We start from the raw sequence: 23,184 nt of genomic DNA on the forward strand, positions 1-23,184 counted from the left end.
GCCTCCGTATCCACGTCCGCAGACGTTTGATCTTATATTGATTTATCCAATACATTTACTTGGTTTTATGATATCGTAATCCCATCCTTTTCCAGTGTCAATATCAATTCATCCAGCGAGCGATCCAGACGTGTAGTAATATCCGCCGAAAGCACAAATTTCCCATCATCCAATCGTTCAATTCCCTGATCCACAGCATACACGCCACCCAAGATATGTCTTCCACCAAGGGCTGCCAGTACAGGCTTCAATGCATAATCAATGGCGAGCAGATGAGCAATGGACCCACCAATAACGAGTGGAAGTGTCAACTTACCCCGTAACCCTTCTTGTGGAATCAGATCCAGGAATAGCTTGAGCACTCCCGAGTAAGATGCCTTATATACCGGCGTAGCCACAATAACTGCATCCGCCGCTTCCACGACAGCAAGTGCATCACGAATGAATGAGCTGTCAAACCGGGCTTGCACCAGATCCTCAGCGGGCAGATCCACAACATGAATGACTTCAACGGTGATGCCTGCCTCCGTTAATTTCTGGCTGCTGTAATCCGTCAGACCTGTCAAACGCGAACGTTTGGAAGGTGATCCGGCAATAATGACAACATGTGACATAACGTATTCCTCCTTGGGGTAGCGGTCAGGCCGCTCCTTTTACTTTGGGGTCCAGCCGATCGCGAATATCGTCTCCAATCAGATTAACCGCCAGTACAAACAAAGTGATCGCCAGACCCGGGAACGTACAGATCCACCAGGCAACCGTCAGATAACCTCTTCCTTGTGAGAGCAATGCGCCCCAATCCGGTATTTCCTTCAACACCCCAAGTCCCAGAAAACTGAGTCCGGAGCCCGTTAGAATTGATGTCCCTACGCCCAGCGTAGCCATGACCAGCAAGGGTGACAACGAATGTGGCAGTACATGTTTCCAGAAAATACGTGTATTGGAACCGCCCAGTGAACGTGTCGCTGTAATGAAAGGCAGACCTTTAACTGATATGACCTGCCCACGCATCACCCGTGCGTAGCCCGGAATGGAGGAAACCGCAACAGCCAGTGCAATATTCATCAGTCCTGGCCCGAGAGCAGCTGCAACAGATAATGCAAGCAGTACGCCGGGTACAGCCATCAGAATATCAACAGCCCGCATGGTGATGGTATCAACAATACCTCCGGCATAACCGGAGATAATACCAAGAGCACTGCCAACAATCCCGCCTACAAGTACCGAGGCGAATCCAATGAGCAATGAATCTCTGCTCCCATGCACAACCACGCTGAAGATATCTCTGCCAAAATAGTCCGTCCCGAACAGGTGCGCAGCAGAGGGAGCCTGCAGGATGGCATCCGTCATCATCTGAGTTGGATCATAGGGCGCAATCCAGCCTGGCACAATCGCACATGCCACGGTAAATACCACCACCAGCAATGCTGCATAAAAGAATAATCGGGATACCGCGAATGAAACGCGATAACGCCAAGGGCGGCGATTCCACAGACGGATACGTCCTACACTGCCCGCCCATGCTTTTTTGTCACCAGCCAAAGGTTTCATGCTCATGAGCACCAACTCCTCCTTTCATACTCCGCGTCAGGACACTTCTGACTGTTCCATCCAATATCATGTGCGGACTGCACGCCGAACCCGGGGATCAATGTACGAATACGAGATATCCACCAGCAAGTTCAAGACGACATAGATAATTGAGGTAAAAAAGACGACACCTTGCACCACTGGCAGATCCTTGGCCATTAGCGCATCTGCAATAATTCGGCCGATTCCTTGTCTGGAGAAAACGGTCTCCACCACCACGGTTCCAGCAAGCAGATCACCGATCAGCATGCCGATTACGGTTACGGCAGGGATCAGTGCATTACGCAGTGCATGACCATACATGATGGCGCGTTCCGAAAGTCCTTTGGCCCGCAACGCCACGATAAACGGTTCATTGATCACTTCCAGCATGCTGTTCCGCACCATTCGTACGATAAACCCGGCACCAACGAGACCCAGCGTTGCTGCCGGAAGAACCAGTGAGCTGAATCCGTCGGAACCCATCGCAGGGAACCAGCCAAGCTGTACTGAAAATAACAGGATGAGCAGTATCCCCGTCCAGAAGGTTGGCATGGAGATACCGAACAGTCCAACGAGCCTGGCGACGAAATCAATCACGCCATTGCGATGGATCGCAGACAGTACACCAAGTGTAATTCCAATCGTGATGGCAATGATTGAACTGAGTGCGGTCAAAGCCAGTGTCGCTGGAAAATGTTCCAGTATTTTTGGCAAAACCGGATCCGAATTGATCATCGATTTACCGAAATCCCCACGCAGCATATCACCAAAATAGTTCGCAAACTGGATGTAAAACGGCTGATCCAATCCAAGCTGAACCCGCAGATTCTCGATCATCTCCGGGGTAGCCGAGGACGGGTCCAGCATGAGTAGAACCGGATCACCCGGCAGGAGATACATGATGCAGTACACCAGCACCGAAGCTCCGAAAATAACCAGAAGCGATGTTGCGAGTCGTGACAGTATCGTTTGAACCATACCGGGATATCTCCTTCCTGAATCTGGATTGGTCGTTCCTATAGTGCGTGTTCAAAAAGACCAGTTTTCAGTACCGAGAAGATGGAATGAAGCTAGAAATGGAGTAGCGGAGCGTAGGAAACTACGTGAGCAACGGACATTTCGGCTGAATTTCATATTCGATGCTGATCATGCCATTAGGCATGACTCGTAATCAAAAGTAGACTTTTTGAACAACCTCTGTTAGGGCTGAATGCGGACGTCGTTAAAGAGTGGATACCCCAGTGAATCAAACTTGATGCCTTCGACCTTTTTGGATGCTGCGACGGTGTACGGGAATACATAGATCGGCAGAATTACCGCTTGCTCAATCAGATATTGTTGAATCTGATTGTAGATCTCGACACGTTTATCCGCGACACTCTCCACGGCTCCCTGCTCTAACAGTTCATCGATCTTCGGATCAGACAAACCGGATAAGGTCGGACGCTGGCCCTCTGCACTCGTATGATAGAAAGCGTACAAGGCATTTGGATCAGAATTGACCTGACTGTTGCCGTAGAGATCATAATCCCAGTTCTGATAGATAACCGTTGCCACGTCTTTTGTAATTTCTACTTCAACAGCGATACCAACCTGTTTCAACTGCTGCTGGATAATGGCGGCGATGTCATTACGTTTCTCGCGATTGGGCGAACCATCGACATAACGCAGGGTCAGTTTCTGGCCCTCTTTGGCACGAATACCGTCAGCGCCTTTCACCCAGCCTTGTTCATCGAGCAGCTGATTGGCTTTATTGATGTCCGGGTTGATGCTTCCTTCCAGCGATGCATCATAACCCAGAATTCCAGGAGACAGTGCAGACCACGCACGTTCGTAGTTGCCCAGATACAATGTTTTGACAATCGATTCAACATCTACAGCGGATTGTACTGCCTGCCTTACTTTCACATCATCCCAAGGCGCTTTGCGCAGATTGAAGAAGAGTGTGTACGGCAGTCCAACCGTATTGGCCTGTAACAATTGCTGGTTCGGATCGTTTTTTAATGCAGCGATATTCTGCGGTGGAACCGTCTCGGCAGCGAGTACCTGATTACTCTGTACACTTCCGATGCGCGTCGCTTCTTCCGGTACAATCTTGAATGTGATCGTATCCACATGGGGCGCGGCTTTATTTTCAACCGTCTCAGGTCCCCAGTTGTAATCCTTGTTTTTGGCAACGACGATATCCGCATTTTCATCCCATTTCACAAAGGTATACGGACCTGTGCCCACCGGATTTTTACCCAGCTGGTCTCCATATTTTTGAGCAGCCGTTGGGGATACGATCCCCAGAAGCGCCTGGCTTAAGTTGCCGAGAAAGGCTTGCGATGGTGATTCCAGATTTACCTTGATGGTATATTCATCAATGACTTCGGAGGAGCTGTACGGTCTAATCAGGGCCAGAGAATTGGCAGCTTTGGTGGCCGGATCAATCACCCGGTCCAGATTGTATTTCACGGCTTCCGCATTAAAAGGTGTACCATCATGGAACTTCACGCCTTCACGCAGCTTGAACGTATAACTCTTGCCGTCCTCGGATACGCTCCATTCCGTGGCGAGCCAAGGTTTGATGGAACCATCAGGCAGCTGCACGACCAGATTGTCGTAGATCGTTCGGATGGCACGTACTGTTACGGCAAGCCCACTGCGATGAGGGTCAAGCGTATCCGGTGAAGTCGCGAGTGCAAAAGTCAGGTTGCCTCCTTCAGCTTGCCCGGCCTGCCCCCCGCCTGATGCTTGTGCCGTACTGTTCGTGCTGCCTCCCGCCGCTCCACAACCGGATAATACCATCACCAATACTGCTGCCAATGCCATATATTTCATCCATGAGATAGACCTGTTCATATCGCTTCCCCCTCTGTGTATACAGGTGTCATTAAATTGATGTTTATACCAATACTCTATATATCCTATGAGTTAAGTCGGTTTTAAATTAGTACGAAACGTAGTGTAAAGTGAATAGCGTTCATCTCAGTTATGCCAAATCAGATACAACTTGCTTCTTCGCAGCCGTATAACGGTTAACCGGAATCTGTACCCCAAGATTCCCCCGCAATGTATCGTGTTCATAGTCCGTACGATACAGACCGCGTTCTTGCAGAATTGGAACAACCAGTTCCACAAAATCAGACAATCCACTTGGCAGCTCAGAAGCAATAATGAAACCATCTGCTGCTTCCGTCTCAAACCATTCCTGAATCTTGTCAGCGACCTGCTCTGGTGTGCCCAGGAATTTGCTGCGTGGTGTTGCTGCCCGCAGAGCCACTTCACGCAAGGTCAATCCCTGCTCTTTGGCATCCTTCTTGATCTTGTCGGTTCCACTGCGGAAACTGTTGCTTCCAATGCCATTCAGCTCCGGGAACGGTTCATCCAGCGGATATTGGGAGAAATCATGGTGTTCGAAGAAACGTCCCAGATAATCCAGCGCTTTATCAATGGTAACCAGGCTCGCAATCTCCTGATATTTCTGTTCCGCTTCCTCTTCGGTCTGTCCAACAATGGGATTGATGCCTGGCAGAATAACAATATCCTGTGCAGAACGTCCATAGGAGGCCGCCCGTGTTTTGACATCCTTATAGAATGCCTGTGCATCTTCAATCGTATCGTGTCCGGTAAAGACAGCATCCGCTTCTTGCGCCGCCAGCGTTTTGCCATCTTCCGATGAACCTGCCTGGAAAATCACCGGCTGTCCTTGCCGTGAACGGGCAATATTGAGCGGCCCTTGTACGGAGAAAAACTCTCCTTCATGATTAAGCGTGTGCAGCTTGGATGGATCGAAGAATACGCCGCTCTCTTTGTCTCTTACAAAGGCATCATCTTCCCAAGAGTCCCACAACCCTTTGGTTACCTGTAAATATTCTGCGGCAATGCGATAACGTTCCGGATGCGAAGGGTGACTGCTCTTACTATAGTTCTTCGCTGTACCTTCCAGCGGAGAAGTCACAACGTTCCAGCCTGCACGGCCATCGCTGATCTGATCGAGGGAACCGAACTGTCTGGCTACGGTGAACGGATCACTATAGGATGTTGAGAGGGTACCCACCAGTCCAATGCGTGAAGTAACGGCAGCCAAAGCGGAGAGGATACTGATTGGTTCGAAGCGATTCAGGAAATGCGGAATGGATTTCTCGGTAATATACAGACCGTCTGCGATAAAGACCAGATCGAACTTGCCTTCCTCCGCTTTCAGTGCCTGACGTTTGTAAAATCCAAAGTTAACGCTGGCATCCGACAGAACCTCCGGGTGTCTCCATGTGGTGTTGCTTCCTCCAACCCCATGAATAATGGCTCCAAATTTCAAACTGCGTTTCGCTGTCATATGCACTCCGCCTTCCTTGGATTAGAATCTTCAAAAGAATGATCAAGGGCCAACTGAACTGATTACGTATGCGAAATAACTTAAAAGTTAACTATTCCTATGAGTTTGGTTTGTTTTAATTTCACAAATCTTATCACTGCCCCGTAAAAGGGTCAACAGCGTGACTAATAGATTTTTTCTATATGAACATTGAAGATGTAAATAAGACCATTTACATCCCAAGTGAGCTATAACTTATGAACGTTCCAGCTGCTGTACAAATGCGATCTTGCATCATGCAACAGCCGGAACGGCTTGCTTCAAAGGTATATATTAACTCCCGTTAGACTGCTGTCGCTTCGTCCGTTCGTGCCAGAAGTTCCGCCAGCTTCTCCAGATCAGGTTCCAGCAAGGCTTCAAATTTGCCGTCCCCTCCCACTTCAATAACGGGTACATGCCGAATGCCATATTTTGCTTCAAGCACATCACGCAACACGTCATTTCCCTGCACTTCAATGTTCTCAAAAGGCTGGTTTCGCTCTGTCAGAAATGCTTTCACTTCCCCGCAGAAATGACAGCCTGTTTTGCTCCACAGCACGACTTTTTTGGTTGATGATGACATCGACATACCTCCTGATTGGTTTTAAGATCAAGGTCTGGGTGATTAACTATGAACGCCCTAGACCTTCAATTCCCATCTGTTAAATAAGAATTATGGCTCTAAATGTACTCCTGCGCCCTTCCTGCGTCAATGGATCTGCTAATAGAATAAACCTATAACCAAATAGAAAGATTAAATTATAAATTTGAAAGATGGCTTATTTTACAAGATTGAATCGCTCTGCTTCAGTAGTCTAGCTAACAACTCATATGTAATATTCGGATGCGGAATGAATCAGAGCGATTACACAGGGTACCGCTACATTTTCCATTCCGCATCATACTGCTAATCTGGATAAACAGATCGCCCGACATTACAGATCTGGGTTCAAGAGCTGAGGTGGGGCAATAATGGGCCATCCTTCTTCCATCGAATCCAGTTGGTCTGCAGACACGCTGACAATATGCCCAGAATGTACACCCCAACGTTCTGATGCATAGACCGAAACAAATCGTCTCCGCTTGTCTCCGCTGATCTGATATCGAATCTCGGGTGCATCCACTGCGGCAACAATACTTCCTTCTGCCCAGCCATTGTGAGAACCATGAACCGCTGTCATATGCGCCTGTTGTGATTCCCTCGGCCATCCTTGCACGTCCCCCGCTGATATCAGTGCTTCTCCGGCAGGAATGGCGAGCAGGTCCGGCTTGGCAACCTGAACAGGTGATATTCCACGCGGTACAGGGATGTTCAGCTTACGCCGCCGACCGCCGGTTAAAGTATAGACATCACCTTTGGCATCGGACAGGAACGAACCTTCCGGGTAGAAGTCATAACTGTGTCTGAACTGTAATGCTGGTTCTTGGCTACCCTGCGTTGAGATTCGCTGACGCGGATCCATTGGGTTTGTGTCACCATCCTCTTGTTGACCGGATGGGGTACCAGAGGTTTGTTGTCTAGCCAAGCGGGAGGTTTCGGCAACCAGCGCATGGGGATCTCCCCACTTTTGGCTATAAAACTGCTCGTTATCCTTATTCACTACAGCAAAGTCTTGCTCACCCAAGGCTTTCATACTGACACTTCCGAAGTGGTGGATAAAAGCATCCCCGGCTACCGCAAGCTGGTATCCTGCCAGCTTCACCCGGATGATCCAGTCATCATCTTCGAAATTGCCCACCGCGTACCCTTCGTCCAGATAACCTACCCGTTCCAGCAGCTCCCGTGAGAACAACCAGCAGAACCCGACCAGGCGATCGGTTATTCGATGTTTGTCTGCATCCGGACGATTATGTGTGGCTGCAAAAGGCCACATCTCTTCTACCTCACGGTACGGAACCTGAATCTGCTGATCCCCGCCAATATAGTTGGTCACCGGACCCACCACACCAATCTTCGGATCACTGGCAAGACAAGTCATCATGTTATCCAGCCAGCCTGGAGTAACGAGCGTATCGTTGTTCAGCACGATGATATGTCGACCTCTCGCCATCATCAGCCCATGATTGACACCTCCGGCAAACCCCCGGTTCTTATCCAGGGCAGCCACCCTCACCATGCCGCCTTTGCGAAGCATGGCCTCGGCAGTTCCATCCTTGGAGGCATTATCCACGACAATGATTTCGAAAGGGGCAGGGGTATGCTTTTCGATACTGGACACACATTTCAGCACATACTCCCGCTGATTGTACGTGGGGATAATAATGCTAACTCCTTCAAAAACAAGACCAAACGAGCTCTGTCCCTGGCGGACACCTTCGTTGTATCCTCTGGTATACCCCTGTTTGTAGAGCCTCGCGCCTTTGGCTGTGCGCCTGCTTTTGCCTTTACGTCTGGATTTCCGCATTGAGCGACGACCTGCTGCATGCAGGACTGCCATATCAGATCGCGAGACATCGTGCTGTGTGGCACGGCGTGCCGCTTTTTTTTCATTGCTTATGCTGCCATTCCGGTTGTTTTCACTGCGGCTGTTGTCACTGCGAGTGCTGATATTTGGAATGATGTTCAGATGACTGTGACCCTTTCGACGGACGACGTTTCGAGCCTTAACCTTGTTGCTGCGGCTATGACGTTCTTCCCCGCGCTGTTGATCGGGTGTGCTCATGTTGCTCCCTCCATTTCCACTTGTCCGTGAGGCCAACACGCACATAACCAGCCCCCGGACGTTCCACTAGAGTTGAAGCTCTCCTGTTACCAGTTTGTCAGCCAAATGTCCAAAATCCAGAGCGACCTTGCCGAGTTCACCTGCAATTCGCCGACACAGAATGACCGCCGGAATTCCCGCCGCCACCAACGCGATATCAAAAGCATGTTCTGCGGTTTGTTGCATCACCCTCGGTATATCCATAACTCCTGCCACAGAACCAATGATGCCTGTGACATGAATCCCCCGCTTATGCAGCAGTGCCGCAAGCTCTGGTGCCTGGCTGCCTATGAGCAGAACCCGCCGTCCTTGCAGCAAGGGCAACACCAGGCCGGACTGATGCAGACTGTAATTGATCGTGGAACTGGTCAATTTCAGCCGGGACCAGTCGATCCCGAAGTGGCGCAATACCGGGAATAACAGCCCCTGGAATGTCGGTGCCCGCGAGATCGGCACGCCAACCCAGTCGGCGGCCTGTATGGCTTCCGCAAGCATCGCGCGGATGTCGGGGGTTGAGCATGGCACCCCTGCATAGGGCAGAAACGGTGCCAGCTCCTGCACTTCCTGGCCTGGCAGCACCGTATCGGCTGCCAGCGTGAGCAGTTCGCCATCTCCGAGGCGAACGACAGACAAGGGGCGCTGCGCATCCAGCGCCGCCGTGATGTGTCCAGCCATCTCATGCGGGCTGGACAGCCGGGTCAGGCTGGGCGCGTATTGGCGGAATCCCGCCGCGATCAGATCTGCCGCCGCCACGGCAGGCAGAATGTGATCCGGCGGGATGTGCTGCGCCACCAGCGCCTCCCCGCCGGCGAATACGCCGTCGCGGTAGCCCTCGGCGTAGCCGCCGGGCACGGCCTCCGCCTGCACTGCGTGCTCCGCGGGCGGAGGCGGCAAACCCTTCGCGCTGCCCGCCTTCGCGCCGGCAGCGCCTCCCCGCCCCGCGGGGGCGACACCCTTCGGGTGTGTCGCCTGGCGCGGGGCGGGGCCAGCACCGCTGGCAGGCATCGCCTGTGGCGTGCTGGCTTGCGGTGCTGGCATGGGCGCACGGCGCATCGCCGTGCGCTGCTTGGCGCGGGCAGCGGCACGCCGGCCCCGCGCTGATGCAGGCCTACGCCAAGCAGTGGCCTTGCGCAGACCGGCTTTGCCTTTGCCGGTGCGGCTGGCTCTTGTTGCTTTGCCTGCTCTGCCAACAACACTGCCTGTGCTGCTCGCTTTCCTTGCACGGACCTTATGCGATGCGCCGGCAGATGTACCCGCTTTGGTCAGGGTACTACGTTTCCCTGACTTCACACCTCTGACTCCAGCAGACCCTGTATCTGCTGCTGCCGGAGTGCCACTGCCCATAAATACGGCCGGGTGGATGCCTCGGGGTTTACCTGACACGGTGGCCCTAGCAGCCCCGTTGCGTGTCACTACTCTCACGCCATTCCCTCCTTTGGCATGCACGAGGATTGTCGCTGCGCAAAGCGCCGGAGCATCCTTCCAGCTCCGGCGCAGAGTGTTCTGCTCCCATGGGGCACCGCACAGCGGCAGCATCAGTCGCATATATTTTAGGGCAATTGTCCTTTCATACGGACAGCTGCTTCCTGAAGGGATTCAAATGTACCTGCATCACTCCAGTATTTCTGCAAGATGTCGTATTCCAGTCCGCCAGCAGATGCGTAGTGATTATTCACATCCGTAATTTCAAGTTCTCCGCGCGCAGACGGCGCAATGTTGCGAATCAGGTTAAATACATGATCGTCATACATGTATATGCCCGTCACACAATAAGAGGTTTTCGGCTGGCTTGGCTTCTCCTCAATGTACGAGATTCGCTCTGGATGCTTTGGATCAAAAACAGGTACCCCGTAACGTCGTGCATCATCCACCTCTTTGAGCAGAACTCGCGCTGTACCAGCAGGCTGCTGCATGTAACGGTCCACATAAGGCTTCAGATCATCGCTGAAGAGATTATCACCGAGAAGCACTACAAATTTTTCGCCAGGAAGAATAAAGGAAGTTGCCAGGTCCAATGCTTCTGCAATCCCGCCTGCCTTTTCCTGAATGCGATAAGTCAACTTCACCCCATGATCCGCTCCGCCACCAAGATACTCTGTGTATAAGCCGGCGGAATGTTTGTTGATCACAATCAATAGTTCATCAATGCCTGCCTGGCGGAGCCTGTCGATGCCATACATAATCATCGGATGTTTACCGACTGGAAGCAGATGTTTGTTAATGAGCCGGGTCAGCGGATACAGTCTAGTTCCTGTTCCGCCGGCAAGAATTACACCTTTCATTCCACGTTCCCTCCTTCATCGGATATGTCCATATATTCAAGCGGATCGACATGCCATTTGTTCATAAAAATCGAACGATTACGCTCAAGCAGCTGTTTCCACGCTACCGGATCTGTCTTCTGGAAGCTGGCACTTCCCTGATGATGCACGAGAACATCTCCACATACCAGCAGGCGATATCCCTGCAATCTTGCTCTATAACAATAATCGTCATCCTCATAGTGTCCCGGAGAATATGCCTCGTCAAGCAGTCCAACCGATTCCACGACATCTCGTTTCATCAGCATGCAGAGACCAACGATCCGGCGTACTTCCCTCCACCTTGAAGAATCCGCAATATTATTGGAATTGGCCAACTCCTGAAAATGTTCCATATCCCGAAACTGCAGTTCAATCTGCTGGATGCCGCTTGCATAATTCGTAACAGGACCCGTGATCCCAATACTTGAGTCACTGTACAGAGCCGTTCGCAGGTTCTCCAACCAACGGGGCGTGACCGTAACATCATTGTTCAACAGCAACAGCTCATCCCCGCAAGCTGCACGAAGTCCAGCGTTACACGCTGCCGGAAACCCCCGATTGTCCGGGAACCTTACAAATCGAATTCGCTCCAGCGCACAATATTCAGCCGTTCCATCCGTCGAACCGTTATCTACCACGATAATTTCATATGACGCAGGATCGCCCGAGTATTGACGTATGGCATCGATGCAGGGCCTGATCAGATCCAGACCATTGTAAGTTGGGATAATCATACTCGTCAGTGTCATTAGGCGTTCCTCCTGTAAGCCACTTCTACACGGGAGAGTGTATGTGCCTGGGCTGGATTCCAACCTGTACCCAGCAATGTAGCCAGTGCCTCCAGATGATCTCCGATGATCAATTTGGCGACATCATTCCCACTTCCCGTGTTACCAGGACGCAACCGATTGGAACGAATAACATCCACCTGACTTGGTGCCGAGACGTTCATTCCATGCTGAATAGCTAGACTTTGTGCCTTAGGTGGAACGGCCAGTGATGCTGGCTTCACGGTCTGAATCATACGACGAGATAATGCATGAGGCACGGCTGTCATGGAATTGGAACCAAGATCTGCCCTGCCTAATGTTCGGTTCAGATATGCTTTGATCCGGCTTACCTCATCCTGCCCGGCAAACGCAGGAAGCAAAGACGTCAGATTATTCAACGCCACATCCTGTCCCTGATCAACCGCGAACAGAAAGGGTGCAAGCTGTTCAGCCGAGACGACCATATCTCCATCCACAAAAAGTACCGTCTCCGCATCCGTCATCTTGGCTCCAAGTGCCCGGCCCACATCATGTCCTGCCCGATCCGGTTCATAGATTACTGTAAGTCCCGGCTGCCTTAGTACCTGCTTCAAACTGTCATCTGTCGTTCCATTCAGTACCACAATAATATCCGTCAGAGGCAACCGCTTTAGTTGCAATAACACCTGCCCCAGTGTGTGTTCCTCATTACAGGCACAGACAACGGCAGCAGCCGAATGACGAAGAGGTAGCGGCACGATCTGGAATGAATGTCCCGAGGCCTGAGTATAACCCTGCATAAATGCCTTACCTGCCTTCAGAGCTAGCTCGAAGTTGTTTAGCTCCCCAACGTTCGCCGCGTGTGCATTCCACACGAGACATGCGTGTTTTTCTGATACTGTGTTGTTTGCCTTTGCCTCGCTTCCTGCAACTTGCCCCGCTTTCCACATCAAGTGCAGATCTACTTGGCCAGACTTTACTCGGCTTCTTCTTGTTTTTTGAATATCTACATGTTTCTTGTTCCTAAGACGTTTGTTCATTACTGTTCTTCCTGCTGTCGTTTGTCTATTTGCTGTCCGCCTGCGGCGGACAACCCCTGAACGTCCCTTCATTTCCTCACCTCCAGCATGCTGCATCATCCGATGCGACATGCTTACCTCGCCAAGTTGCGAACACGTTTCAGATCGGTATAACCTCCGCGGGGACCGAGCGTATCCGTAATCCACTTGATCGCTGCCATATGATCATTCAGTACCACTTGACTTAGCGGATCAGCTCCGCTTCGCTTTTTGATTCGTACTGCATTCAATCTACCCACAGGTACGTGATGAACAGCGCGTACCCGAAGTCCGCCGATCACTGCCTTGGCTTGTGCGAGTGGCGGAACTTCCAGTGAGGATATTCCCATGACCTCAAGTCCTTTTCGGCTTATTGCATGTGGAATAGCTGTCATGGATGCCCCCCGGAGATCGGATCTTGCGAGTATGCTGTTCAACATGTGTTTGGCCTCCACTACCGGATGAACGGGATGATGAGTGACCGGCCCATGGTAGTCGTTAAGTGCCACATCCGTTCCCTTCAGCACAGCCTTCACGTAAGGTGCAAGGTGCTCTGCGGGAATTGCGATATCGGCATCAGTAAATAACAATACCTGACCGCGCGCCTCCGCTGCGCCTACTTTTCGTCCTCCATCATGCCCCAGCGCTTCTGCATACGTGAGCACTCGTGCTCCAGCCCGTTTGGCTGCTTTAGCCGTACCATCTGTTGAACCATTCACAACGACAAGCACTTCAGCATCACGGCATATCCGCAGCGCTTCACGTACAACTGCACCAATCTTTTTCTCCTCATTCATAGCAGGGATAATGACCGAGAGTATCGGTCGCTGAGAAACATCCCTGTGTGAAGGAGCATCTCTCATGCCATTTTCCGCTCCATTCTCTACTCTATCCTCAGCCTGTGACATCAGCTGTTTGGATGGAATAACGAACGTATAGGCCTTTGTACCCTTTTTGTGTCCAGACTTCCATCTTCGTTTCTTCAGCACTGTTTTTCTTCGTGTCACATTGGATCGGGTTGCATAACGTGCTGTGGTACGGGTTTTGCGCAACAGTTTCACCTCCCGCATTCGATCATCGGCATGCCAAGGGAGTACACGTTATTCTATGTATTCGTGGAGCAGTGGAAACGGCGTTTGTCCTTGCACTAAGCAGGTTCTCTCTGTGATCACGAAGGTACAGGCCTTGCTTTTAGACAAAATACGTCAAAATATGTGAAAAACGCTACCTCTCCCCTACTTCAGACACAATTTTAGCAAAAATCTAAATTTGTATCTTTTCCAAAGTTTTACATTGTGATAATATACGTTCCAAGCAGTTTTATTTACAAAAATAACCTTGTGGTGAACATAAGTTCCCATATATTTTTTAAATCAATTTATTGACCTTAGGTTGATTAGATTATGACCTCATTCGCAGAACCTGTTAAGCAGATACATTTTACTCTTGAGAGGAGTGATGCCGTTCAGAACACACTGCCTTTGTCATTTACGCAAACCCGGATTGAACACCCCAGTTTTCCGTGAACGTATCTTCTACCTGCGCAATTGGACAACCCCCGGCTTTCTGAAAGAGGAACACAATAGACGATTAAACCTTCGGGCTGAACTGAATAAACGGTTATCCTTTTCGTTTGGTGTCGTGCTTAACACTTCCCGAGCTAAGGCCAAGCCAATTTTGTTCCAATCGTTTCTTGTCTCATTCCACGCTTCAGGTTCAGCCCCACGCTCCGCGCTGCCCAAGTTGCAGACGGAATTCCAACCGAGACTGGCATGAACATTTTCCAACCAAAAAATAAGTTTAAGAATGGGAGAGTTTACTATGAAATTCGCTAAAGTTATGCCAACAATTCTTGGAGGAGCTCTTTTGCTCGCTTCCGTATCCTCTGCTACTGCAGCTCCAGTGTCTGATCAATCCATTCCACTTCAGGCCCCTTATGCCTCTGAGGAGGGTATTCCATTGAACAGTGGAACAGATGACACCATCTTTAATTATCTTGGACAACAGGAACAATTCCTGAATTCCGATGTGAAATCCCAGCTCAAAATTGTCAAAAGAAACACAGATACATCTGGTGTAAGACACTTCCGTCTGAAACAGTATATTAAAGGTATCCCGGTTTATGGTGCAGAACAGACGGTCCACCTGGACAAAACCGGAGCCGTGAGCTCCGCACTTGGTGATCTTCCACCGATTGAAGAGCAGGCCATTCCGAATGATGGTGTAGCCGAGATCAGCGGAGAAGACGCAATCCGTATTGCAACCGAAGAAGCAACCTCCCGGATTGGAGAGCTTGGTGCCGCGGAAATCACACCTCAAGCTGAATTGAACATCTATCATCATGAAGAAGATGGTCAGACGTATCTGGTTTACATTACGGAAGTAAACGTACTGGAACCAGCCCCTCTACGGACCAAATATTTCATTAACGCAGTGGATGGCAGTATCGTATCCCAGTTTGACCTCATTAACTTCGCCACCGGAACAGGTACAGGTGTGCTTGGAGATACCAAAACCCTGACAACCACCCAATCCGGCAGCACCTTCCAACTGAAAGACACCACTCGCGGCAATGGCATCCAAACGTACACGGCGAACAATGGCTCCTCACTGCCTGGTAGCTTGCTCACAGATTCGGATAATGTATGGACCGATCGTGCAGGTGTAGATGCTCACGCTCATGCGGCTGCTACGTATGATTTCTACAAAAACAAATTCAACCGTAACGGTATTAATGGTAACGGATTGTTGATCAGATCAACCGTGCACTACGGCTCCAATTACAATAACGCCTTCTGGAACGGGGCACAGATTGTCTTTGGTGACGGAGATGGAACGACGTTCCGATCCCTGTCTGGTGATCTGGATGTTGTGGGCCATGAATTGACGCATGGTGTTATTGAATATACAGCCAATCTGGAATATCGCAATGAACCAGGTGCACTCAACGAAGCCTTTGCCGATATTTTCGGTAATACGATCCAAAACAAAAACTGGCTGCTCGGTGATGATATCTACACACCTAACATTCCAGGAGATGCGCTTCGCTCCCTCTCCAACCCTACATTGTATGGTCAACCTGACAAATACAGCGATCGCTACACAGGCACACAGGACAACGGCGGTGTTCATATCAACAGCGGTATCATCAACAAAGCCTATTACCTTGCTGCTCAAGGCGGAACACATAATGGTGTGACTGTTACCGGAATCGGCCGGGATAAAGCGATTCAAATTTTCTACAGCACACTGGTGAACTACCTGACACCAACGTCCAAATTTGCCGCTGCCAAAACAGCTACCATCCAAGCAGCCAAAGATCTGTACGGAGCAACTTCCGCTGAAGCTACTGCTATTACCAAAGCGTATCAAGCTGTAGGCCTGTAAAATCTTATTTTATTGTGGTTGAACTTATAATGTACTCATCCTAATGGTAACAAAACGTTCAGACACCCCTCACCGTCCGAACGGATTAAGCTTATATCAATCAAAAGCGGTGTCCCGGACAACTCTGGACACCGCTTTTGTCATTTGTGTATTACAGATACAACAACTGGCACTATTCTTGCGAAGGTCCCGCAGCAATCCATGACAACAACCCGTACGTATGCTTGCAATCTGCCGTACGTGACACCTCAAGTACCGCTTCGTCCTCACTCTGCGAGAGCAGGGAGATTTGGAATCCCCGATCATTGCTCATGCCCACAATCACATAATGTTCTGAAGCAAATGACTCTTCAAAAACAACCGTTACCTCTGTGCTTACTTCACTCTCTGGCAGTACAAAAGCTTCCATTCCGAATTGTTGCACAACCGGTTGCTTACTTACGCTGCGAACGGGTTGGAAGGCCAGATGTTTGGCCTGAACTGCACCCGATTGCAGCTGGCTGCTGCCCACGGCATCATTACACAGATGCTCTTGTGTAATCGATTGTTCACTCAACATAAACTCCGTAATTTCAGCGATCTCCTGTGACCGTTCAAGCTGTGGTTGCTGAGCCTGATCTGCCTGATCCGCCTGATCTGTCTGCTCTGTCGTGAACAAAGCTGCCGGTGGTTCGCCAAGCTGATCTGTTTGGGATATCAGCTCTTGTTGTTGCTCCAGACCAGCACTCGGTAATGCCTCGACGATTACCTGCTGTGATTGCTGTACACCTTCATTTTCTGGTTGAAGCAATCCCTCTTGTCTTTTGATAGCTGCCAGTTGCTCCAGCGTTTCTCCACTGAACTGACGAATCGCATTCCATATCTCTTCGCTCAAATGCGCTGGACCTACAATCCCCGCATTCAAGTGATTAGAGGTAATACTCTGCTCACTCAGTTTGCTGCCGTTCACGCTGCCATCGGCCAATTTGGCACTTGTGACAGACCCATTTTGCAGATGAACCCCGCTTACTGCTTCCTCTTCCAGATGAGTTGTGCGAATACTGCGTTCTTGAATATGATCAGCATGTATGGTTCCATCCTGAATATGACGAGTTTGCACACTTTTGTCTGCTATGTGGATAGCCGATACCGCACCTTCAAGCAATTTATTACCGTTTACACTGCCGTCAGCCATTTTGGCACTTGTTATGGAACCATTGTGCAGGTGAATCGCACTTACCGATTCCGCTTTGAGGTGGGAGATCCCAATGCTTCGCTCTTGAATATGGTCAGCATGTATGGCTTTCTCTTGGATATGACGGGATTGCACACTTCCATTGGCAATATGGACATCCGACACCGCATCTTCAAGCAGTTTGTCGCTGCTCACACTGCCATCCGCCAGTTTGGCACTCGTTACGGACCCATCTTGCAGATGAATCTCACTTATTGCTTCCTCCTCCAGATGGGACGTACCAATGCTATGCTCCAGAATATGATCAGCAAGGATCGCTCCTGCCTGGATATGGCGAGTTTGCACACTTTCCGATGCGATATGGCTCCCCAATACAGCATCTTCGAGCAATTTGCTGCCGCTAATGCTACCGTCAGCCAATTTGGCACTTGTGACGGACCCATTTTGCAGATGAACCGCACTTACTGCTTCCTCTTCCAGATGGGCTGTGCCGATGCTTCGCTCCTGAATATGATCAGCTTGAATGGCTCCTGCCTGAATATGCCCGGATTGCACACTTTCCGATGCGATATGAATCCCGGATACGGTACCTTCGAGTAACTTGCTGCCAGTTATACTACCATCCGCCAGTTTGGCACTCGTTACAGATCCATTTTGCAAATGAATGGCACTTACAGACTCCTCTTCCAAATGTGCTGTGCCGATGCTCCGCTCTTGAATATGGTCAGCATGAATGGCTCCTGCCTGAATCTTACTGGATTGCACACTATCGTCTGCAATGTGGATCTCTGATACTGCTCCTTCAAGCAACTTGCTGCCGGTTACACTGCCGTCGGCCAACTTGGTACTTGTTACAGATCCATTTTGCAGATGAATGGCAGTTACTGCTTCCTGTTCCAAGTGAAGCATGCCAATACTGTGCTCCTGAATATGGTCAGCAAGGATTACTCCTGCCTGGATATGGCGGGATTGCACACTTTCAGAGGCGATATGGATTCCTGACACCGCATCTTCGATCAACTTACTGCCGGTTACACTGCCGTCGGCCAGTTTGGCACTGATGACAGACCCATTTTGCAGGTGAATGGCACTTACTGCTTCCTCCTCCAGATGGGTTGTGCCGATGCTCCGCTCCTGAATATGGTCAGCATGAATGGCCCCTGCCTGAATATGCCCGGTTTGCACACTTTCGGACGCAATATGAGCACCCGATACGGTTCCTTCAAGCAATTTGCTGCCGTTTATACTGCCATCCGCCAGTTTGGCACTTGTTACAGATCCATTTTGCAAATGAACCGCACTTACAGACTCCTCATCCAGATGAACTGAGCCAATACTGCACTCTTGAATATGATCAGCAAGGATTGCTCCTTCTTGGATATGACGGGTTTGCACACTTTCATTGGCAATGTGATTAGCCGATACGCTTCCTGCGGCTAATTTGCTGCCATCCACACTACCCGTTGCTAGTTTGGAGCGTGTTACAGATTCATCCTGCAAAATAATCGTACTTACCGCTTCTTCTTCCAGATGAGATGTTCCGATGCTGCGTTCATGGATATGATGAGGAAGAATCTCACCATCTTGAATATGACGGGAATGCACAGCTCCTTGCTGCAGGTGAACAGCACTTGTCGACTCTGCCTGAAGATGCAAACCACTGATCAAACCTGGCTGAAGGTGAGCTGCTGTAATGGATAAAGGTGCCAGATGGTCTGTTTCGACAGATCCAGGTGCCAAGTGATGCGATGTGACCACCTGTTCAGCAATATGCTCCTCATGAATAATGTCTGGCTTCAGATGCTGTGAGCTCACTACTTGAGTCCCCAAATGGTCAGATTTCACGCTGCCTTCAGCCAGATGGACGGATTGTACAACGGATGGCTGCAAGTGCTCGCTACCTACAGCAGCCTGTTGCAGTTCTGTTCCGGATACCGAGTCTGCTGTCAAATGGTCCGCACTTATGGAGCCATGCCGAAGTTTGTTGCCGGTAATACTGCCATTAGCAAATAATTCCGGTGAGCGTATCTCTTCCGACAAATGTTCCAGTGAAACGGAATGCTGCTTCAGGTGATACCCACGAATGGTTCCTGCTGGAATATGTTTGGCGTTAATACTCTCTGCCATAATCTTGGAAGAAGTCACGCTACCGTCTGCCAGTTTAGCCGACGTGACAGCAAAATCCGCCAGTTTATCTGTGGCAACACTTTCTGGTGAGAGCTTGGGGGAAGTAACCGCATGATCTGTTAGATGAGGCGGAAAAATGGACCCGCCAGCCAGCTGGGCTGAAGTTACACTATCAAGAGCCAATTTGTCAGTTGTGACCGCGGCCCGTGCAATCGCATCCGTTTCAACACTGCCCGGCTGGAGATGAGGTACACCTACGGCATGTTCTGTCAGATGTTCTGATTTCACTGCATAAGGTCTCAGGGCCTCGGAACCCACGCTGCCTGGAGCCAGATGTGTACCTGTGACTCCACCACTCGCAAGATGCGAGGATATAACACTTCCCGGGGCAAGCGCTCTGCTACTTACCGATGCCGTTCCAAGCTTTTCTGTTGTCACACTTCCATCCGCGAGTTTAACGTCTGTAACGGCAGCATCCTGCAATTCATACGTACCCACGGCCGACTCTGCAAGATGCCGCTCACACACCACGTCGTCTGCGAGAGCATCTCCAGACACACTTCCGGCAGATAGATGAGTTGCCTCGATGCTTCCACTTGCAATGTGAATGGAGTGAATTGCGGAATTGTCCACATGTACCGGTGTGATTCCCCGATTCGCAATGTGTTCCGCACGAATGGACCCCTTGGCAAGATGTTTACCTTGTACGGCTTCATCCGCAATTTTGGAAGAAATGACGCTCTGATCAGAGATCTTGGATGCCGTAATGGACTGCTCCAGCAATTTTGCTGTTCCCACAGACTGGTCTGCCAGTTTGCTGCTGGTTACTGCACCTTCCGTCAAATGCTCATTGCCCACTTCTCCATTGCCAATCTGCTCCTTGCCAACGGAATGAGCACGAATCTGACTTGATCCGATTGAACCGTCCAGTAGATGTCTTCCAGTTAATGAACCCTCAGCTAAATGTCTAGTTTGTATGGATCCATCCTCTATCTGGTCACTTCCAATACTGCCACTTAATAGTTGTGAACGACCGACAGACCCTTCTGCCAGATGTGTCTGTTTAACAGCACCTGCCTGAATATGGTGAGACTCGATGGAGTGTTCTTCGATTTTGCTGCCTGTGACAGCAGCTTCCCGAATTTTGGATGTAGTCACTGCATCGTCAGCCAGTTTGGAGGTATTCACAGCTCCTCCCGTGAGATGCCTTGTATCCACGCCGCTAATCGCGATCTTGTCTCCAGTTACGGCATGATTCTTGATTAATTCTTCCGTTACCAGCATGCGGCTGAGATGTCTTGTGCTGATGGAACCGTCGGCAATTTTGGCCGAATCGATGACCTGGTTGCCAAGCTTCTGAGAAGTAATACTGCCATCTCTGATTTTCTCACCGGCAATCGAAGCATTTCGTATTTTATGACCAGACACAGAGCCGTCAATCAGGTGCTCCTCAGATACAGACGCTTCCGCTAGTTTCGCCGAAACAATGGCCCCGTCTGCAATGTGAATGCTGGTCACCGCATAATCCTGCAATGCTTCACTGCCGACCGCATCCGGTTTCAGCTTGGAAGCATCCACAGAGAAAGGAGCCAACTTGCTCTCCGTAACAGCAAATTCACTCAAGTCGTCCGTGTAGATGTAGTGTCCGGTATGACCCGGCATCTGGTTTTGGTTCAGGATCTGCAGCCGGTCCTTGCTTGTTATCTCCTGCTTGTTGATGTCCTGCTCTTCTTCCAGAGCAACCGGAGCCACGCTGCTAACCTGAATCTGCTTTTCCGAGCTATCTTGTGTCTCAACTTCCTTGCGATCAGACTCTACGGGTTCGGACTTGATTTTGGCTTCGATCTCTAGCTCTTCCAGCTCGTTTGTTGAAGCAGGTAGCTCCGTTGATTCGAATAGGAATTCTTCCGACTCCTGAACAGCTCTCGAATCCCTTTTATTCGTATTCAAGCGTTCTTCCCTATTCACAGTGAAACCTGAGTTCATCTTGTCTGCCCGGCGATCAGTCAGTTCCAATTCCTTAAATTTCGGGCTCACATGCCGCAGTTTCGGCGTCGGGACCTTCTTTTTGCCATTTTTACTCATGCAGCTTGCTCCTTCCTCTAACGTTCGTCTCCGGCATCATATGCTTCCATATGGGCATCTGCCACTTCATTTATGACTTTTGCGGATTCCAGAGCACGAATGTACAGGCGTCAAGACAGGAACGTTCGATGATCTTCGTGGAAATAGGCGTGTCAGGGCTGCAGAGGAAAGGCGGCTGTCCACGCCCCCGTCCCAGTCATGTCATAGGATATTATGTCTAGGTCGTGTCTGAAAACTCGCTGAAGTGCATCTTTCACCGTCTTTTCGCCCCTGCTGCGTCACTTTCCCTTGACGTGCCCCGGCATGCCTGCAGAAAACTTCCTTGCTTGGAACGAAAATTCGGTAAAAACCTGCTTCCTTTGGAGTTTTAGACACGCCCTGAGCAAGCACTAGTGCTTGGCGATTCATCTTACACACCGGTCTGCGTTATCGCGATGTCTGAGCCATGCGGTGACAGGCCGGCATTCCATGAATGGACGATCCATGGTCGCGATAACATCGAAGGAGGAACGGTCATGCTCCAAGAAACGATCGGCATTATGTTCGATTCACGCATGTACCGGGGGATACCGGCCGGAAGGACCGGTCAGGAATCACTCGCGAATTATGAACAGGCAGCGGCCAGTTATGGATTAACCCCCTGCTTTTTGAGGCTGGAAGATATCGATTCGGATCAAAAAACATGTCTTGCCTATGTTAAAAAAGAAGGCAGATATGTTCGCGAGCGCATGCCACTGCCCTCCGTCATTCATAACCGATCACTCCAGCTTCGCCGGACGGAACAGCATCAGATTACCAAGCTCATGTTGCAGGGTATCCAGGTATTCAACGTTCGCAACCGGTATCGTAAAGATCACATTCATGACATGCTTCATCAGGACCTCGCCTTGCGAGAACACCTCCCCCATGCAGTTAAAGCTACGCCAGAGTCTCTGGTCTATATGATGGAACAATATGATGACCTCGTCATCAAACCATGCAGCGGCAGCATCGGTCATGGTATTATGCGAGTCTTTGAGCGAGATGGACAGTGGAAACTAACCTGTGAGACGAAGGCTGCACGCAAAGGGTGGGCTACCTTCCGGTTGAGCAAAGGACAGCTTCCTTCCGCCACCCTAAGGCGGATCTTTCGCCATGCCTACCTCATTGAAGAGCGTATCCCACTGGTACGTTATGAGGGCAGGCCGGTAGATTTGCGGGTATCTGTACAACGTGGCAGCGACGGTCTTTGGGGAATAACAGGCATGTTTGCCAAAGCGGCTCCTGCCCATACATTTGTCAGCAATATCGCCCAGGGCGGTAAAGTCATGAAGCTCGCAGAGGCCCTTGGATTAGGAGAATCTGGCTTCGACCTGGCTCGACTGGAATACAGAATCGGACTCGTTGCACTTCGAATTGCCCAGAACCTGTCGGCCAGTCTGCCACATCTGGCTGATCTGGGCCTTGATCTCGGGATAACGCGCAGCGGCCAGATTTATTTTATTGAATGCAATGGACGGGATCAGCGTTACGGATTTCGCAAGGCGGGAATGTCGGAACACTGGAAGACAACGTACAGCAAACCGATGGCTTATGGGCGTCTGCTGCTGGAACAAAATTCGATGATACCGAGACAACCGCAGACATACGATAGGAGACTATATTGATTTCGTGTGCATTCTGTGTCAATATTATGCAGAACGGCCGGTCTT

General features: G+C 50.3%; 15 protein-coding genes. 2 read left to right on the top strand and 13 right to left on the bottom strand.

Annotated elements, in window-relative coordinates:
• Positions 1 to 65 precede the first annotated feature (65 nt).
• From ssuE to NZ043_RS03445, 12 genes are all read right to left on the bottom strand, one after another.
• Positions 66 to 614: an NADPH-dependent FMN reductase gene (gene ssuE, locus NZ043_RS03390; RefSeq protein ID WP_074096318.1), complete on the bottom strand. Its 549-nt coding sequence runs from the start codon at positions 612 to 614 to the stop codon at positions 66 to 68.
• 25 nt (positions 615 to 639) lie between these two features.
• Entirely contained in the window at positions 640 to 1,557 is a 918-nt protein-coding gene (locus tag NZ043_RS03395) for an ABC transporter permease (RefSeq protein ID WP_091037784.1), read from the bottom strand.
• Positions 1,558 to 1,617: 60 nt separating this feature from the next.
• Positions 1,618 to 2,550 carry an ABC transporter permease gene (locus tag NZ043_RS03400; RefSeq protein WP_036605816.1) on the bottom strand — a complete coding sequence of 311 codons (933 nt, stop codon included), beginning with the start codon at positions 2,548 to 2,550 and terminating at the stop codon, positions 1,618 to 1,620.
• A 222-nt stretch (positions 2,551 to 2,772) separates the two neighbouring features.
• Entirely contained in the window at positions 2,773 to 4,416 is a 1,644-nt protein-coding gene (locus tag NZ043_RS03405; protein WP_339310657.1) for an ABC transporter substrate-binding protein, read from the bottom strand.
• A gap of 130 nt (positions 4,417 to 4,546) precedes the next feature.
• Positions 4,547 to 5,890: an LLM class flavin-dependent oxidoreductase gene (locus NZ043_RS03410; protein ID WP_249912865.1), complete on the bottom strand. Its 1,344-nt coding sequence runs from the start codon at positions 5,888 to 5,890 to the stop codon at positions 4,547 to 4,549.
• Positions 5,891 to 6,212: 322 nt separating this feature from the next.
• The gene (locus NZ043_RS03415) at positions 6,213 to 6,491 is read right to left on the bottom strand and encodes a glutaredoxin family protein (RefSeq protein ID WP_091037789.1); all 279 of its coding nucleotides are present in this window, start codon (positions 6,489 to 6,491) and stop codon (positions 6,213 to 6,215) included.
• A gap of 352 nt (positions 6,492 to 6,843) precedes the next feature.
• Entirely contained in the window at positions 6,844 to 8,571 is a 1,728-nt protein-coding gene (locus tag NZ043_RS03420; protein ID WP_339310660.1) for a glycosyltransferase family 2 protein, read from the bottom strand.
• 66 nt (positions 8,572 to 8,637) lie between these two features.
• The gene (locus NZ043_RS03425; protein ID WP_339310662.1) at positions 8,638 to 10,155 is read right to left on the bottom strand and encodes a GT-D fold domain-containing glycosyltransferase; all 1,518 of its coding nucleotides are present in this window, start codon (positions 10,153 to 10,155) and stop codon (positions 8,638 to 8,640) included.
• A 5-nt stretch (positions 10,156 to 10,160) separates the two neighbouring features.
• Positions 10,161 to 10,892, bottom strand: coding sequence for a sugar phosphate nucleotidyltransferase (locus NZ043_RS03430; protein ID WP_036605812.1), 732 nt, complete (start codon positions 10,890 to 10,892; stop codon positions 10,161 to 10,163).
• Positions 10,889 to 11,662 (bottom strand): glycosyltransferase family 2 protein, encoded by a 774-nt coding sequence (locus NZ043_RS03435; RefSeq protein WP_339310664.1) that lies wholly within the window; start codon positions 11,660 to 11,662, stop codon positions 10,889 to 10,891. The genes NZ043_RS03430 and NZ043_RS03435 overlap by 4 nt, the downstream gene beginning before the upstream one ends.
• Positions 11,662 to 12,774 carry a glycosyltransferase family A protein gene (locus tag NZ043_RS03440; RefSeq protein WP_339310666.1) on the bottom strand — a complete coding sequence of 371 codons (1,113 nt, stop codon included), beginning with the start codon at positions 12,772 to 12,774 and terminating at the stop codon, positions 11,662 to 11,664. The genes NZ043_RS03435 and NZ043_RS03440 overlap by 1 nt, the downstream gene beginning before the upstream one ends.
• A gap of 41 nt (positions 12,775 to 12,815) precedes the next feature.
• A complete protein-coding gene (locus tag NZ043_RS03445; protein ID WP_339310668.1) occupies positions 12,816 to 13,772 on the bottom strand; it encodes a glycosyltransferase in 957 nt (318 codons plus the stop codon).
• A 769-nt stretch (positions 13,773 to 14,541) separates the two neighbouring features.
• Here NZ043_RS03445 and NZ043_RS03450 point away from each other — a divergent pair.
• Complete coding sequence (locus NZ043_RS03450; protein ID WP_339310670.1) at positions 14,542 to 16,107, top strand: M4 family metallopeptidase; 1,566 nt, start codon at positions 14,542 to 14,544, stop codon at positions 16,105 to 16,107.
• A 172-nt stretch (positions 16,108 to 16,279) separates the two neighbouring features.
• Here NZ043_RS03450 and NZ043_RS03455 read toward each other — a convergent pair whose 3' ends face one another.
• Positions 16,280 to 21,493: a WIAG-tail domain gene (locus tag NZ043_RS03455; protein WP_339310672.1), complete on the bottom strand. Its 5,214-nt coding sequence runs from the start codon at positions 21,491 to 21,493 to the stop codon at positions 16,280 to 16,282.
• 515 nt (positions 21,494 to 22,008) lie between these two features.
• On the opposite strand from NZ043_RS03455, the gene NZ043_RS03460 reads away from it, so the two are divergent.
• A complete protein-coding gene (locus tag NZ043_RS03460; protein WP_339310674.1) occupies positions 22,009 to 23,139 on the top strand; it encodes a YheC/YheD family protein in 1,131 nt (376 codons plus the stop codon).
• Positions 23,140 to 23,184 lie beyond the last annotated feature (45 nt).

Source organism: Paenibacillus sp. FSL k6-2145 (genome assembly GCF_037976585.1).
Classification (GTDB): Bacteria; Bacillota; Bacilli; order Paenibacillales; family Paenibacillaceae; genus Paenibacillus.

Excerpts from the sequence above, each read along its gene's own strand:
- ssuE (WP_074096318.1), bottom strand. The coding sequence starts at position 614 with ATGTCACATGTTGTCATTATTGCCGGATCACCTTCCAAACGTTCGCGT.
- NZ043_RS03395 (WP_091037784.1), bottom strand. The coding sequence starts at position 1,557 with ATGAGCATGAAACCTTTGGCTGGTGACAAAAAAGCATGGGCGGGCAGT.
- NZ043_RS03400 (WP_036605816.1), bottom strand. The coding sequence starts at position 2,550 with ATGGTTCAAACGATACTGTCACGACTCGCAACATCGCTTCTGGTTATT.
- NZ043_RS03405 (WP_339310657.1), bottom strand. The coding sequence starts at position 4,416 with ATGAACAGGTCTATCTCATGGATGAAATATATGGCATTGGCAGCAGTA.
- NZ043_RS03410 (WP_249912865.1), bottom strand. The coding sequence starts at position 5,890 with ATGACAGCGAAACGCAGTTTGAAATTTGGAGCCATTATTCATGGGGTT.
- NZ043_RS03415 (WP_091037789.1), bottom strand. The coding sequence starts at position 6,491 with ATGTCATCATCAACCAAAAAAGTCGTGCTGTGGAGCAAAACAGGCTGT.
- NZ043_RS03420 (WP_339310660.1), bottom strand. The coding sequence starts at position 8,571 with ATGAGCACACCCGATCAACAGCGCGGGGAAGAACGTCATAGCCGCAGC.
- NZ043_RS03425 (WP_339310662.1), bottom strand. The coding sequence starts at position 10,155 with ATGCGACTGATGCTGCCGCTGTGCGGTGCCCCATGGGAGCAGAACACT.
- NZ043_RS03430 (WP_036605812.1), bottom strand. The coding sequence starts at position 10,892 with ATGAAAGGTGTAATTCTTGCCGGCGGAACAGGAACTAGACTGTATCCG.
- NZ043_RS03435 (WP_339310664.1), bottom strand. The coding sequence starts at position 11,662 with ATGACACTGACGAGTATGATTATCCCAACTTACAATGGTCTGGATCTG.
- NZ043_RS03440 (WP_339310666.1), bottom strand. The coding sequence starts at position 12,774 with ATGAAGGGACGTTCAGGGGTTGTCCGCCGCAGGCGGACAGCAAATAGA.
- NZ043_RS03450 (WP_339310670.1), top strand. The coding sequence starts at position 14,542 with ATGAAATTCGCTAAAGTTATGCCAACAATTCTTGGAGGAGCTCTTTTG.
- NZ043_RS03455 (WP_339310672.1), bottom strand. The coding sequence starts at position 21,493 with ATGAGTAAAAATGGCAAAAAGAAGGTCCCGACGCCGAAACTGCGGCAT.
- NZ043_RS03460 (WP_339310674.1), top strand. The coding sequence starts at position 22,009 with ATGCTCCAAGAAACGATCGGCATTATGTTCGATTCACGCATGTACCGG.